This is a genomic window from Bifidobacterium sp. W8110, from assembly GCF_016101375.1.
Classification (GTDB): Bacteria; Actinomycetota; Actinomycetes; order Actinomycetales; family Bifidobacteriaceae; genus Bombiscardovia; species Bombiscardovia asteroides.
Genome location: NZ_JACFQO010000001.1, coordinates 345,436 through 358,498 on the forward strand (window position 1 = coordinate 345,436; position 13,063 = coordinate 358,498).

A 13,063-nucleotide genomic window follows, 5' to 3' on the forward strand; every position below is an offset into this window, starting at 1 on the left:
GAGCGTAAACCTAAATCATTGCCGTCTCCATCCTTGTATGGAATGTCACAGCAAAGGCAATTCTGCTCCTGCGAACTTGTGTCGTCTTGGATAAACCTATATATTGTGGTTGGCTGGCCAAATCAATCCAATATATAGTGTTTACCAAGGAGCAGCAGTCACTATGTCCTCAGCAGATGTGGATCGGCACGATCCCCCGGATGGCGCCTCCAAGCTGGTGTACTTCTCCAGCGTCTCCAACAACACCCACCGCTTTGTGCAGCGGCTGGGCGTGGAGGAGCCCATCCGCATTCCTCTGTACGAGCGGCGCCAGCCCATGCCCGTTATGGATGCGCCCTACCTTCTGCTGGTGCCCACCTATGGCGGTGGGTCAGCCAAGGGAGCCGTGCCCAAGCAGGTCATCCACTTCCTGAACAATCCGGTCAACCGCGGACTGATCCGCGGAGTCGTCACCTCGGGCAACCGGAACTTCGGCAGCGCATATTGCGCGGCCGGCCCGTTGATAGCCCGCCGATGCGGCGTCCCTGAGCTCTATCGCTTTGAGCTGCTAGGCACCTCGGAGGATGTTCAGGCGGTCAGGGCCATCCTGGCCGGAATGGGAGTGCAGCTCCAGCAGCAGTCGACTGATTCACGAAAGGCGGTTTTGTCATGAGCCAGCAGGAAAACACCGAAGAGAGCACCAATTCCGAGGCCGGCGTCTATGCCGACGACGAGATGATGCGCAAGTCCATCACCCCACCCCAGTACCGGGTCACCCCTGAGGCCAGGATTCGCCCGGTCAACTGGAACAACATCACCGACGAGAAGGATCTGGAGGTCTGGAACCGACTGGTCTCCAACTTCTGGCTGCCCGAGAAGGTGCCCCTGTCCAACGACATCCCATCCTGGAACACCCTGACCGATCATGAGCGCCAGACCACGGTCCGTGTCTTCACCGGACTGACCATGCTGGATACCACCCAGGCCACCATCGGTGAGCTGGTGCAGATCGATCACGCCCGCACCGAGCAGGAGCAGGCCATCTATACCAACATCGCTTTCATGCAGTCGGTTCATGCCCGCTCCTACTCCTCGGTCTTCTCCACCCTCTGCTCCAGCGAGGAGATCGACAAGGCCTACCGCTGGGCCGTGGCCAACGACGTCCTCCAGGAGCGCGTCCACACGGTCCTGCACGAGTATGTCAGTGAGGATCCCCTGAAGCGCAAGGTGGCCTCCACCATGCTCTCCTCGCTCATGCTCTATGCCGGTTTCTACCTGCCCCTCTACTTCTCCAGCCATGCCAAGCTGATGAACACGGCCGACATGATCCGGCTGATCCTACGCGACAAGGCCATCCATGGCTATTACTCGGGTTACAAGTATCAGCGTGGTCTGGAGGAGAGGACCAAGGCCGACCAGGCCATGCTGGAGAAGTTCACCAACGATCTGCTGGACAAGCTCTACGACCTTGAGATGGTCTACTCGGGGCAGATCTATCAGGGCTTCCCCTTCGTCGAGGACGTCTTCGCCTTCGTTCGTTACAATGCCAACAAGGCGCTGATGAACCTGGGCTATCCGGCCCGGTTCGCGGCCGACCAGACCGATGTCAGTTCGGAGATCCTGGCGGCCCTGTCACCATCGGCCAACGAGAACCATGATTTCTTCTCGGGTTCGGGCTCCTCCTACGTCATGGGGCACTCCGAGTCCACGGACGACGACGACTGGGACTTCTAGGGGGAGTTGGAACCGGTGTGATATTGGGCACATAAAACCCTATATATGCTCACCGTTTTCAATATCGATAGCACATATAGTAGTTCAGGCTCGCGCTGGGCGGGTTCTGATCGGTCCGTCTTCAGGACGGGCATCACCGTCAAGACAGGCTCTGGATGGCCTGATCAGGAGGAAGCATGGAGCAACAGCAGACCGCCGGAACTGATTCGGAGCTCAGCGCTCCCGAGTTCGCCGCCCAGGGTCAGCGCCTGGGGGCCGTGGTCTACTTCTCGTCGGCCTCGCGCAACACCGCCCGGTTCATCGCCAACTGCCATTTGGATGACGAGGGGATTGACGTCTTCCGCATCCCTCTGAGGCCCAAGGATCCGCCCCTCAACATTCGACAGCCCTACATCCTGATCGTCCCCACCTATGGGGGAGGATCGGCCAAGAAGGCTGTCATGCCGCAGATCAAGCGCTTCCTGAACGATCCGGCCAACCGGGCCGGCATCCGCGGGGTCATCGCCTCGGGCAACACCAACTTTGGGGAGGCCTTCTGCATGGCGGGGGACATCATCTCCCGCAAGTGCAATGTGCCCTTCCTCTATTATTTCGAGCTCATGGGCACCAAGGAGGACCAGGAGAAGGTCCGCCGCGGGGTTGTGGATTTCTTCCGCAACCACCCCGAGTCCTGAACCAATTTCATTACACACATCATCACCGCAATACTCATGAAAGGACACCCGATGGGAGCAAACGAGGACACGTCCCTGGCCCTGGACAGGACCGCATCCGAGGATGAGGAGACCTTCGATCCGGCTCACGACTACCATGCCCTGAATGCCATGCTGAACCTGTACGACAAGGACGGCAGGATTCAGTTCGACAAGGACCGCGAGGCCGAGCGCCAGTACATGGACCGGCACGTGGGGCCCAACACCATGGCCTTCCCCTCCACCGCCGAGAGGATCACCTACCTCCTGGATCACGAGTACTACGACCGGAAGGTCTTCGAGCGCTACACACCTGAGTTCCTGGACAGGATCTATCAGCATGCGGCCGAGAGCGGCTTCGAATTCGAGACCTTCCTGGGCGCCTTCAAGTTCTACACCTCCTATGCGCTGAAGACCTTCGACGGCAAGCGCTACCTGGAGGACTTCCCCCAGCGCTGTGTGGCCGTGGCCCTGGAGCTGGCCGACGGGGACGAGCAGGCCGCCATGAAGTACACGGACGAGATCATCTCCGGACGCTTCCAGCCGGCCACCCCCACCTTCCTGAACCTGGGCAAGGCTCAGCGCGGCGAACCGGTCTCCTGCTTCCTGGTGCGCATCGAAGACAACATGGAGTCCATCTCCCGCGGCGTCAACGCTGCCCTGCAGCTGTCCAAGAGGGGCGGCGGCGTGGCCCTGCTGCTGAGCAACCTGCGCGAGATGGGCGCGCCCATCAAGCACATCGAGAACCAGTCCAGTGGCGTGGTCCCGGTCATGAAGCTCCTGGAGGATTCCTTCTCCTACGCCAACCAGCTGGGTGCCCGCCAGGGTGCGGGCGCCGTCTACCTGTCGGCCCACCACCCTGACATCATGCGCTTCCTGGACACCAAGCGGGAGAACGCGGATGAGAAGATCCGCATCAAGTCCCTGGCCCTGGGCGTGGTCATCCCCGACATCACCTTCGAGCTGGCCAAGCGCAAGGAGCCCATGGCCCTCTTTTCGCCCTACGACGTGGAGCGGGTCTATGGCAAGCCCTTCGCCGACATCTCCATCACGGAGCACTATGAGGAGATGGTCAAGGACAAGCGGATCCACAAGAAGTACATCGACGCCCGCGACTTCTTCATGACCCTGGCCGAGATCCAGTTCGAGTCCGGCTACCCTTACATCCTCTTCGAGGACACGGTCAACAAGGCCAACCCCATCGACGGCCGGATCACCATGTCCAACCTCTGCTCGGAGATCCTGCAGGTCCAGGAGCCCAGCACCTATTCCGAGAACCTGAACTATGAGCATATCGGTCGGGACATCTCATGCAACCTGGGATCCCTCAACATCGCCAAGGCCATGGACGGCGGCCTGGCCGACACGGTCGAAACCTCGGTCCGTGCCCTGACCTCCGTCTCTGACCACACCAACATCGAGGCCGTCCCCTCCATCAAGCGGGGCAACGACGAGGGTCACGCCATCGGCCTGGGTCAGATGAACCTCCATGGATTCCTGGCCCGTGAGGGCATTCACTACGGATCCGAGGAGGGGCTGGACTTCACCGATATGTACTTCATGACCGTGGCCTACCACGCCTACAGGGCCTCCCATGCCCTGGCCGTGGAGCGGGGGAAGGCCTTCGCCTCCTTCGCCAAGTCCGACTATGCCAAGCCGGCAGGGCAGGGGAACTATTTCGACAAGTACACCGAGGGCAGCCGTTCCCTGGAGCCCAGGACCCAGCGAATCAAGGACCTCTTCGACCAGTACAAGGTCCACATTCCCACGGTGGAGGACTGGAAGGAACTCCAGGCGGCCATCCTCAAGGACGGCATCTACAACCAGAACCTCCAGGCCGTCCCGCCGACCGGGTCAATCTCCTACATCAACCACTCCACCAGCTCCATCCACCCGATTGCCTCCAAAATCGAGATCCGCAAGGAGGGCAAGATCGGGCGCGTCTACTACCCGGCTCCCTACATGACCAACGAGAACCTGGACTACTTCGAGGACGCCTACGAGATCGGCTGGAAGAAGATTGTGGACACCTATGCCGAGGCCACCCAGCATGTGGATCAGGGACTCTCTCTGACCCTCTTCTTCCCCGACACGGCCACCACCCGCGATCTGAACAAGGCTCAGATCTATGCCTGGCGCAAGGGAATCAAGACCCTCTACTACATCAGGATCCGCCAGCAGGCACTGGAGGGCACCGAGGTCGAGGGCTGCGTCAGCTGCATGCTCTGAGACACATGTCCTAAGGCATATGCAATCCCTGGTCGGTGCCGTCTTCGGGGGCGGCGCCGGCCCTTTGGTATCCACGTCCACAGGCCGGGTCCGCCCATGCGGTAGACTGGCGGTCCTGTCATGATCCGCTTCGCAGTGTCGAACACCTATCCAACAAGGAGCAATCAACCATGGTCCCACCCATTTCCATTCCCCGGCAGCCGCTGAAGCTGATCGACCGGGTCTCCGCCATCAACTGGAACCGTCTGGAGGACGAGAAGGACCTGGAGGTCTGGGACCGTCTGACCGGTAACTTCTGGCTGCCCGAGAAGGTTCCCGTCAGCAATGATCTGCCCTCCTGGCAGGCCATGAGCGAGGAGGAGCACACCCTGACCATGCGGGTCTTCACCGGTCTGACCCTTCTGGACACCATCCAGGGGACCGTGGGCGCCGTCAGCCTGATCCCGGATGCGCTGACCCCCCATGAGGAGGCGGTCTATACCAATATCGCCTTCATGGAGTCGGTCCACGCCAAGTCCTACTCCTCCATCTTCTCCACCCTGGCCTCCACGCCTCAGATCGACGCCGCCTTTGAGTGGAGCGAGCATAACGAGTTCCTCCAGCGCAAGGCCCAGATCGTCCTGGACTACTATGAGGGCGACAACCCCCTGAAGCGCAAGGTGGCCTCCACCCTGCTGGAGTCCTTCCTTTTCTACTCGGGCTTCTATCTGCCCATGTACTTCTCCAGCCATGCCAAGCTGACCAACACAGCCGATCTGATCCGCCTGATCATCCGGGACGAGGCCGTGCACGGCTACTACATCGGCTACAAGTACCAGAAGGGGTTGGCCAAGGTCTCCGACTCCGAGCGTCAGGCCATGAGCGACTACACCTACGAGCTCCTGGGAGACCTGTACGACAACGAGGTGGAATACACCGAGAGCCTGTACTCCGGGGTGGGCCTGGTTGAGGATGTCACCAAGTTCCTGCGCTACAACGGCAACAAGGCGCTGATGAACCTGGGTTATCCGGCCCTCTTCCCTTCGGACAGCACCGACGTGAATCCCGCCATCATCGCCTCGCTGAGCCCCAATGCCGACGAGAACCACGACTTCTTCTCCGGCTCAGGCTCCTCCTATGTCATGGGAAAGGCCGTGGAGACGGACGACGACGACTGGGATTTCTGAGCTGCCCGTCCCGTTCCGACGCGGAAGACACGACGTTGGAGAGGGACTTGCGGAAAATGGAAAAACATGTCATTATAGGCAAGTTGCCGTACGGAGCTCCGGTTCTAGTGCGGCATGGCGGATTTCCCAAGCGGTCAAAGGGAGCTGACTGTAAATCAGCCGCGTAATGCTTCAGAGGTTCGAATCCTCTATCCGCCACGCCTCGGTAGCTCAGTGGCAGAGCACTTCCTTGGTAAGGAAGAGGTCGTGAGTCCGATTCTCACCCGAGGCTCTCTGGCGGGGTAGCTCAGCTGGCTAGAGCGTACGACTCATAATCGTAAGGTCAAGAGTTCGAGTCTCTTCCTCGCTACTGTGGCCGACATACGTCGGTCGTGCAACGACTATAGAGGTGAACCATGGCAAAAGCCGCAGATATCCGTCCTGGCATTACGCTGGCGTGCACCGTGTGCAAGGAGCGTAATTACATTACGACCAAGAACCGTCGTAACACTCCTGACCGTCTGGAGCTCAAGAAGTTCTGCCCCCGTTGCGGCAAGCATACCCTGCACCGGGAGACCCGCTGAGTTCTTCCCGTCTTTTGGCTTCATCGGAACCCGACCGTTCGGCCGGGTTCTTTTTTATTCAAAGATTGCTCCGGTAGGCGATCGCGAATGCCTGATCCAGGTCGGCGATCAGATCGCCCGGGTTCTCCAGCCCTACGGAGATTCGAATCAGATCGTCGCCTACCCCTGCGCTGAGGCGGTAGTGGCCTGGAACCTCCCTGTGGGTGATTCTGGCCGGATCCACAATCAGGGTGCGGCAGTCGCCGATGTTGGGCATATAGCTCATGAGACGCACCGAGTCCACGATGCGCTTGACCTGCTCGTAGCCTCCCTGGACTTTGAAGGAGAGGATTGTGCCGACTCCCCTGGGCAGCAGGGTCGAGGCCAGGCGGTCCTGCTGGTCTGCATCGCCCTGGTGCCGACCCTCGGGAATGCCCGAATAGTTTACCTGTTCCACCTGGGGGATGGTCAGCAGGTGGCGGGCCAGGGTTGCTGCGGTCTTCACCTCGGTGTCGACCCGCTGGGCCAGGGTCTCAAGGCCGGTCAGCTGCAGGTAGGCTGTAAAGGGGCTCATGACCGCCCCGAAGGTATGCAGGTACTTGGTATGGACCCTGTGAAGGAAGGCCATCCTGCCGAAGGCATCCAGAAAGCTGATCATGGACCCGTGCCGCTCGTCGCTGATGATCAGTTCGGGCTGGCTCATTTGCGGGAAGCGGCCGTTGTCCCAGTCAAACCGTCCGGCATCCACGATGACCCCGCCCAGGGCGTTGCCGTGGCCGCTGATCCCCTTGGTGGTCGAATGGACGACGATGTCGGCGCCGAAGTCGATCGGGTTGAGCAGGTATGGCGTGGGCACCGTATTGTCGATGATCAGTGCCAGCCCATGCCGGTGGGCCAGATCGGCCAGACCGGGGATGTCTGCGATTGCTGTGGACGGGTTGGCCACGGATTCGGCGAAAATGGCCCTGGTGTTGTCCTGGATCAGGGACTCCACCGCGTCAAGGTCGTTGATGTCATCCACAAAATCCGTTTCAATGCCGAAGTTTGGAAAGAAGGTCTTCATGGCATCCACCGAGGTTCCATAAAGATCGACAGGAGAGATCAGCCGTCCGCCACCTTCGGCTGCACACATGAGGGCTGACGACACGGCTGCCATCCCTGAGGCCATGGCCACGGCCCCCTTGCCACCCTCCAGGCTTGCCAGGCGGTCCTCCAGGACCTTGACCGTGGGGTTGGCCAGGCGGGAGTATGAGAATCCTTGAATTTCGCCGGCGGCCAGGGCGTCTCCCCGGTCTGCGGTGACCATGTCAAAGGCTGCCGACTGGTAGATGGGGACGCTGGCCGCGCCTGGACCCAGGCCTTGACAGTCATAGCCCTCATGGACGGCTTTTGTTGCGAATCCTTCGCTCATGTGGTGTGTTCCTCTGATTGTGGTCTAGACGCTCGCGTGCTTCAGGGATCATCAAACCCGTTTTTAGATACTTCGACAACAGCGCCTCTATAGGCATTCCTTATAGGAGGTTATTCAGCCTCAGCCGTCCTTATGGGTAAGCATCGGTTGACAGGGGGTAAAACCAGAGAGCCGACCAATGTGTGTCCATATTTTGCTTTTGTCTGCCATGCGCAGGCCAAGGACATACGGCGTGTCTGCCTTAATTCACCTGATTGAGCCAATGGATTGAGAAAGCGAATCAGGGCAACAGATCCGATGACAGGCGGGGAAGCGGGGCTCCGGGCCAACCCAGTCACCTGCGATGATACAGTGAAAGACATGCCAGAAGCAGTCACTGTCAACACCTCAACCCCGACCTTTGCCGATATCACCACTGTGGGTGTGGGCGGGAGCATGGCCGCTTTCGTTCAGCCCCGGAGCCGTGTGGGCATGATCGAGGCTGTGGAGGGTGCGGATTCCAAGGGGCTGCCCCTCTGCTTGATCGGCGGGGGTTCCAACCTGCTTGCCTCAGACCAGGACTTTCCTGGCGTGGTTGTCCGTGATACCCGTCAGGACATCAGCGTTCCCGACGAGGTGGCCCCGCCTGAGGGCGGCCTTCCCGTCGTTCATATCAACGCCACGGCCGGGACCAACTGGGATGACCTGGTCTCCTACTGCGTGCGCATGCATCTGATCGGGGTGGAGGGTCTATCCGGCATCCCAGGTACTGTCGGGGCTTCGGTGGTCCAGAACATCGGCGCCTACGGCCAGGAGGTCGGACATCTGGTCGACTCGGTTGAGGTATGGGATCGCCAGGACAAAGTCACCGCTTATCTGCAGGCCTCGGATTTGGATTTCGGATACAGGACCTCCCTGCTCAAGCAGACCATGTACCAGGCGCCGGCTGTTCCCGACGCACGGTTCTTCCCCACACCGCGCTACGTGGTTCTTTCGGTCACCCTGATCCTGCGACACGGATCGGAAGCTCGGGTGGGTTCGGTCCAGCTGGCCAAGGCCCTGGGCGTGGAGCCCGGAGCAATCCTTCCGCTGGAGCGGATTCGGCAGGCGGTCCTGACCGTCAGAGCCGGCAAGGGGATGCTGGAGGATCCCTACAGGTACCTGACCAAGTGGATGGGATCATGCCGTCGAACCTCCGACCTGGAAGAGGCTCTGGGGGCGGTCCAGGATGACCTTCACGGCCCCAGGGGCGAACGGGCGCTGCTTGACCGCCACAGCTGCGGGAGTTTCTTCACCAATCCGATCATCAGTCGTGAGGCCGCGGATGCCCTCCCGGCGGATGCCCCTCGTTACCCTGTCGGAGACTCGGCCTTGGTCAAGACCTCGGCAGCCTGGCTGATCGATCGTTCAGGTTTCCACAAGGGATTCGCCTTGGAACAGGGGTCGGCTGCCGCCCTGTCCGACGTGCACACACTGGCCTTGACCAACCGGGGAGGTGCCGGCTCAGACGACATGGTGGCACTGGCCCGTGCCATCCAGAAAGGCGTGGATTCCACCTTCGGCATCCACCTGATTCCCGAACCTGTCACCCCGGGTATTGATTTGGCCTGGTAGCCCCTGCTTCACACTCCGTTTCTTCCGACCCTCAGATCGACGCAAAGATCTGAGGGTCTTTTTTAAAAAAACGAGCGTCCAACAAAAATGCCGGGACAAGCAACAGCTGGCAACATATTCCTCCGCCACCGCTCCATCACATAGCTTGAAAACATCAATGGACGAATCGGACCGTCACCTGCGTTGTCGCTGGTTGAGACAGACCTGTCGGATCCATCGGTCCTGGTCATGGAAGGAATGGTATGGCGGTTTCCCACGACATAACGGTCAGCGGCGTCCGTCCCGGCAAGGTCCTCCTGGTCGGCGAGGGTATGGGACTCTTCGCTGCAGGCGAGGAGGGGCCCTGTAGCGAGGTTGGATCTTTCAGCGCCTCGGTGGCAGGTGCGGAGCTCAACGTGGCCATTGGCCTGGAACGATTGGGCCAGCATCCGGTCTATATGACTCGCATAGGCCAGGATCCGATAGGCGAACGGATTCTGTACTTCATGCGGCAGAACGACCTGGACACCTCCTTGGTCGGCAAGGATGCCACTCGTTCCACTGGCTTTATGATGAAGTCCAAGGTAGAGCAGGGAGACCCCAAGACTTATTACTTTCGAAAGGGATCGGCGGCTTCGGCCCTGGGTCCGGCCGACGTCAAGGCCATCGACTGCAGCGGAATCTCGCTGATGCATATGACCGGAATCCTTCCGGCGCTTTCGGAAAGTGCCCTGGAAGCCAGCAAAGCGCTGGTTGAGCTGTCACGGGCCAATCAGATTTTCGTTTCCTTTGATCCCAACGAACGTCCGGCTCTCTGGAAGAGCGACAAGCAAATGAAGCAGACGCTCCTGTCCTTGAGCGCCAAGGCTGATCTGGTCCTTCCAGGCATTTCCGAGGGCAGACATCTGTTCGGGCTGGACAATGTCCACGATATCGGCCAGGCCTTCATTGACAATGGCGCCCGTTATGCGGTGGTCAAGGACGGGCCCGATGGAGCCTACGCGACGGACGGTCACGATGGTGTCTACGTTCCTGGTTTCAAGGTTGATGCGGTTGTGGACACAGTAGGTGCCGGCGACGGTTTCGCAGCCGGTGTCTTGTCGGCCCTGCTTGAAGGCCGACGCATGTCCGAAGCGTTGGAGCGCGGGTGTGCCGTTGGCGCCATGCAGACCCAGGTGGTATCCGACAACGAAGGCTTGCCCGACAAGGCCCGGTTAAATGACTTTATTGCCGGGCACCAGCGGGCGACGGTCAGGCAGGTTGGCTGAGCCGGTTTATCCGGGCGACGATCAGAAGCCCTCCATGGACAGGCGATGGATTCGATTCAACAAGTTCAATTCCACAAGAGAAGGAAGCAGGCATGAGCGAGTTTGACAAGAAGGACGTACCGGAGGACCGGATCGGATTGATCGATCTGATAAGAACAATCAAAGTGGTCCCCCTGGTGACCCTGCATTCACCCGAGGAAGCGGTTCCTCTGGCCAGGGCCCTGGCTTCCGGTGGAGTGCCCATTGCAGAGGTCACTTTCCGATCGGCTGCCGCCCTGGACGGGATGCGGGCTATTCACGATCAGGTGCCCGAGGTGACCCTGGTGGCAGGAACCGTGCACACGGTTGACCAGGCACGCCAGGCAGTGGAGGCAGGTTGCAAGGGTATCGTCTCCCCGGCTTTCAGCGATGCTGTGGTCGACTGGTGCCTGGGCTCCCGGATACCGGTCTTGCCCGGAACGGCGACTCCCAGCGACATTGAGAAAGCCTATGATCTTGGCCTGCGTTTCACTAAGTTCTTCCCAGCCGAGGCTTACGGCGGCATCAAGACCTTGAAGGCGCTCTCTGGTCCCTTTGCCGAGATGAACTTCTTGCCCACCGGGGGAGTCGGGTTCGGGAACGCCCGGGAATACATGGACCTGCCCAACGTCTTTGCTGTGGGCGGGAGTTTCCCCGTACCATCCCAGGCCCAGCGCCAAGGCGACTGGAAGGCCGTTGCTGATGCCTGTGCTCAGGCCAGGCAGGTGGTGCAAGGCTGAGTGTCTGGGTCCCGGGCTGGTCATCGGTCGCCAAGTTCGATGGTCTGACCGGATCTCCCGTATGGGCGGGATGCAAGCGGACGGAAAGGAAACATTGTGGAAAGACTACAGGAAGCAGTGGCCGTGCATCTGGGGCTGACTGGTACACAGGCAGCTCAACGACCCATCAAGATCATCCAGTTCGGTGAGGGAAATTTCCTCAGAGCATTCGTTGATTGGATAGTCCAGCAGCTCAACAACAAGGGCTTGTTCGGGGGGAACGTAGCAGTTGTCCAACCCCTTGAAAACGGCAGGGTTCATTTCTTGGAGGACCAGGAGCGGCTCTATACAGTCATTCTGGAAGGTCTCAAGGATGGTAAGCCCGTCCGCAGCCATGAGCTGATTGACTCTATCGGCAAGACGGTCGACCCCTACCGGGACTGGGATGGGTTTCTGGCTCTGGCCGATGATCCCGATACGAAGATCATCATCTCCAATACCACCGAAGCAGGCATTGCCGTCAACGATGGGGATAAGGTCACGGACCAGCCACCAGCGGGATATCCGGCGAAGTTGGCTCATCTGCTCAAGCGTCGGTTCGACAGGTCCATGCCAGGCTACCTGATTATGCCCTGCGAGCTCATCGCTGACAATGGTCCGGCCCTGCATCGTGCTCTGATAAATGTCGCTGAACGGTTCGGGTGGGGTAAGGACTTCATCGAATGGCTTGATCGGGAGAACACTTTCGTATCCACTCTCGTGGATCGGATAGTCCCCGGCTACCCGCGTGAAGATGCCCAGGAGCTTTGGGAGATGCTGGGCTACGAGGATCAGAACATGGTCAAGGCCGAACCCTTCCTGCTTTGGGTCGTAGCCGGTGACCAGACCGCCCAGCGCAAGGTTGATGAGCTGCTTCCCGCGCGGAAGGCAGGAATCGACCTGGTGACCTGCGATGCTGTACAGCCCTACCGTGAGCGCAAGGTTTATCTGCTCAACGGTCCTCATACCACCATGGCCCAGGTGGCTCGGCTGGCCGGATTCAAGACCGTAGGGCAGGTCATGGGCGATAAGACCATGCGCTCTTTCATTACCCGCGAGATGGAGGAGGAGATCATTCCCGTCCAGACCCTGCCCAAGGAGGAGCTGGAGAACTTCGCTGCTGCGGTTCGCGAGCGGTTCGACAACCCCTTTGTCCAGCATTCTTTGGACTCCATAGGGTTGAACTCGGTCTCCAAATTCGTCTCCCGCCTTCTCCCGCTGGTCACGGCCAACGTAGAGCAGGGGCGTCGGCTTCCCGAACGCATCATCCTGGCGCTGTCCTGCCTCTTGTGGACTTATGGCGGCAAGGCCGGTGATGCTGTGAAGATTCAGGATGATCAAAAGGTCATTGATGCCTTCCACGAGGCTGCCGGTCAGGAGGATTTTGTCAGTCGGATTCTTTCCGATGCTTCCATTTGGGGCCATGACCTGACCAGGATTGCTGGACTAGTGGAAGCTGTACAGAAGAACCTGGACGATTTGGCCGACCAGGGTGTCCAGCCCCTGATTGACCGATTGGCATGAGCCAACGGTGCAAACGAGGGGTCAGTTGCTTCGAGGCAATTTGATTCCCGCGTTTGCAGGTATGTCGGCTTTCCCAGGTTGAAGGAAACTTCCCACAGGGCGTGGTCCTGACGGGAACACTGAACAAGTGTCTGATGCCGGCTCGGGTTTGCGATTGACCCGGACTGGCA

General features: G+C 59.7%; 11 protein-coding genes and 3 tRNA genes. 13 read left to right on the top strand and 1 reads right to left on the bottom strand.

All coding sequences use genetic code 11. The features are described from left to right. Window positions 1-163: 163 nt before the first annotated feature. The 9 genes from nrdI (H3T88_RS01360) to rpmG all read left to right on the top strand — a co-directional run bounded on the left by nrdI (H3T88_RS01360) (window position 164) and on the right by rpmG (window position 6,363). Window positions 164-652 carry a class Ib ribonucleoside-diphosphate reductase assembly flavoprotein NrdI gene (gene nrdI / locus H3T88_RS01360; RefSeq protein ID WP_015022391.1) on the top strand — a complete coding sequence of 163 codons (489 nt, stop codon included), beginning with the start codon at window positions 164-166 and terminating at the stop codon, window positions 650-652. Between the two features lie 65 nt (window positions 653-717). Further along, window positions 718-1,713 carry a class 1b ribonucleoside-diphosphate reductase subunit beta gene (gene nrdF / locus H3T88_RS01365; RefSeq protein ID WP_232347085.1) on the top strand — a complete coding sequence of 332 codons (996 nt, stop codon included), beginning with the start codon at window positions 718-720 and terminating at the stop codon, window positions 1,711-1,713. A 176-nt stretch (window positions 1,714-1,889) separates the two neighbouring features. Further along, a complete protein-coding gene (gene nrdI / locus H3T88_RS01370; protein WP_015022389.1) occupies window positions 1,890-2,387 on the top strand; it encodes a class Ib ribonucleoside-diphosphate reductase assembly flavoprotein NrdI in 498 nt (165 codons plus the stop codon). A gap of 51 nt (window positions 2,388-2,438) precedes the next feature. Further along, on the top strand, window positions 2,439-4,634 hold the full coding sequence (gene nrdE, locus H3T88_RS01375; protein ID WP_015022388.1) for a class 1b ribonucleoside-diphosphate reductase subunit alpha: 2,196 nt from the start codon (window positions 2,439-2,441) through the stop codon (window positions 4,632-4,634). A 170-nt stretch (window positions 4,635-4,804) separates the two neighbouring features. Next, a complete protein-coding gene (nrdF, locus tag H3T88_RS01380; protein ID WP_015022387.1) occupies window positions 4,805-5,800 on the top strand; it encodes a class 1b ribonucleoside-diphosphate reductase subunit beta in 996 nt (331 codons plus the stop codon). Window positions 5,801-5,916: 116 nt separating this feature from the next. Beyond that, window positions 5,917-5,998: transfer RNA gene (locus tag H3T88_RS01385), tRNA-Tyr, on the top strand. A gap of 1 nt (window position 5,999) precedes the next feature. Further along, window positions 6,000-6,071 (top strand) — tRNA-Thr (locus tag H3T88_RS01390). A 4-nt stretch (window positions 6,072-6,075) separates the two neighbouring features. Continuing rightward, window positions 6,076-6,149: transfer RNA gene (locus tag H3T88_RS01395), tRNA-Met, on the top strand. A gap of 46 nt (window positions 6,150-6,195) precedes the next feature. Next, complete coding sequence (gene rpmG, locus H3T88_RS01400) at window positions 6,196-6,363, top strand: 50S ribosomal protein L33 (protein WP_015022386.1); 168 nt, start codon at window positions 6,196-6,198, stop codon at window positions 6,361-6,363. 58 nt (window positions 6,364-6,421) lie between these two features. On the opposite strand, the gene H3T88_RS01405 is transcribed toward rpmG, so the two are convergent. After that, window positions 6,422-7,753 (bottom strand): O-acetylhomoserine aminocarboxypropyltransferase/cysteine synthase family protein, encoded by a 1,332-nt coding sequence (locus tag H3T88_RS01405; protein ID WP_198203295.1) that lies wholly within the window; start codon window positions 7,751-7,753, stop codon window positions 6,422-6,424. Between the two features lie 360 nt (window positions 7,754-8,113). Between H3T88_RS01405 and H3T88_RS01410 the strand changes: the two genes are divergently transcribed. The 4 genes from H3T88_RS01410 to H3T88_RS01425 all read left to right on the top strand — a co-directional run bounded on the left by H3T88_RS01410 (window position 8,114) and on the right by H3T88_RS01425 (window position 12,893). Continuing rightward, window positions 8,114-9,346, top strand: coding sequence for an FAD-binding protein (locus H3T88_RS01410; protein WP_198203296.1), 1,233 nt, complete (start codon window positions 8,114-8,116; stop codon window positions 9,344-9,346). 242 nt (window positions 9,347-9,588) lie between these two features. Next, window positions 9,589-10,593 carry a sugar kinase gene (locus H3T88_RS01415; RefSeq protein ID WP_015022383.1) on the top strand — a complete coding sequence of 335 codons (1,005 nt, stop codon included), beginning with the start codon at window positions 9,589-9,591 and terminating at the stop codon, window positions 10,591-10,593. Window positions 10,594-10,685: 92 nt separating this feature from the next. Next, on the top strand, window positions 10,686-11,351 hold the full coding sequence (gene eda, locus H3T88_RS01420) for a bifunctional 4-hydroxy-2-oxoglutarate aldolase/2-dehydro-3-deoxy-phosphogluconate aldolase (protein WP_198203297.1): 666 nt from the start codon (window positions 10,686-10,688) through the stop codon (window positions 11,349-11,351). Window positions 11,352-11,447: 96 nt separating this feature from the next. Beyond that, window positions 11,448-12,893, top strand: a complete 1,446-nt coding sequence (locus tag H3T88_RS01425) for a tagaturonate reductase (protein WP_198203298.1) — start codon at window positions 11,448-11,450, stop codon at window positions 12,891-12,893. Window positions 12,894-13,063 lie beyond the last annotated feature (170 nt).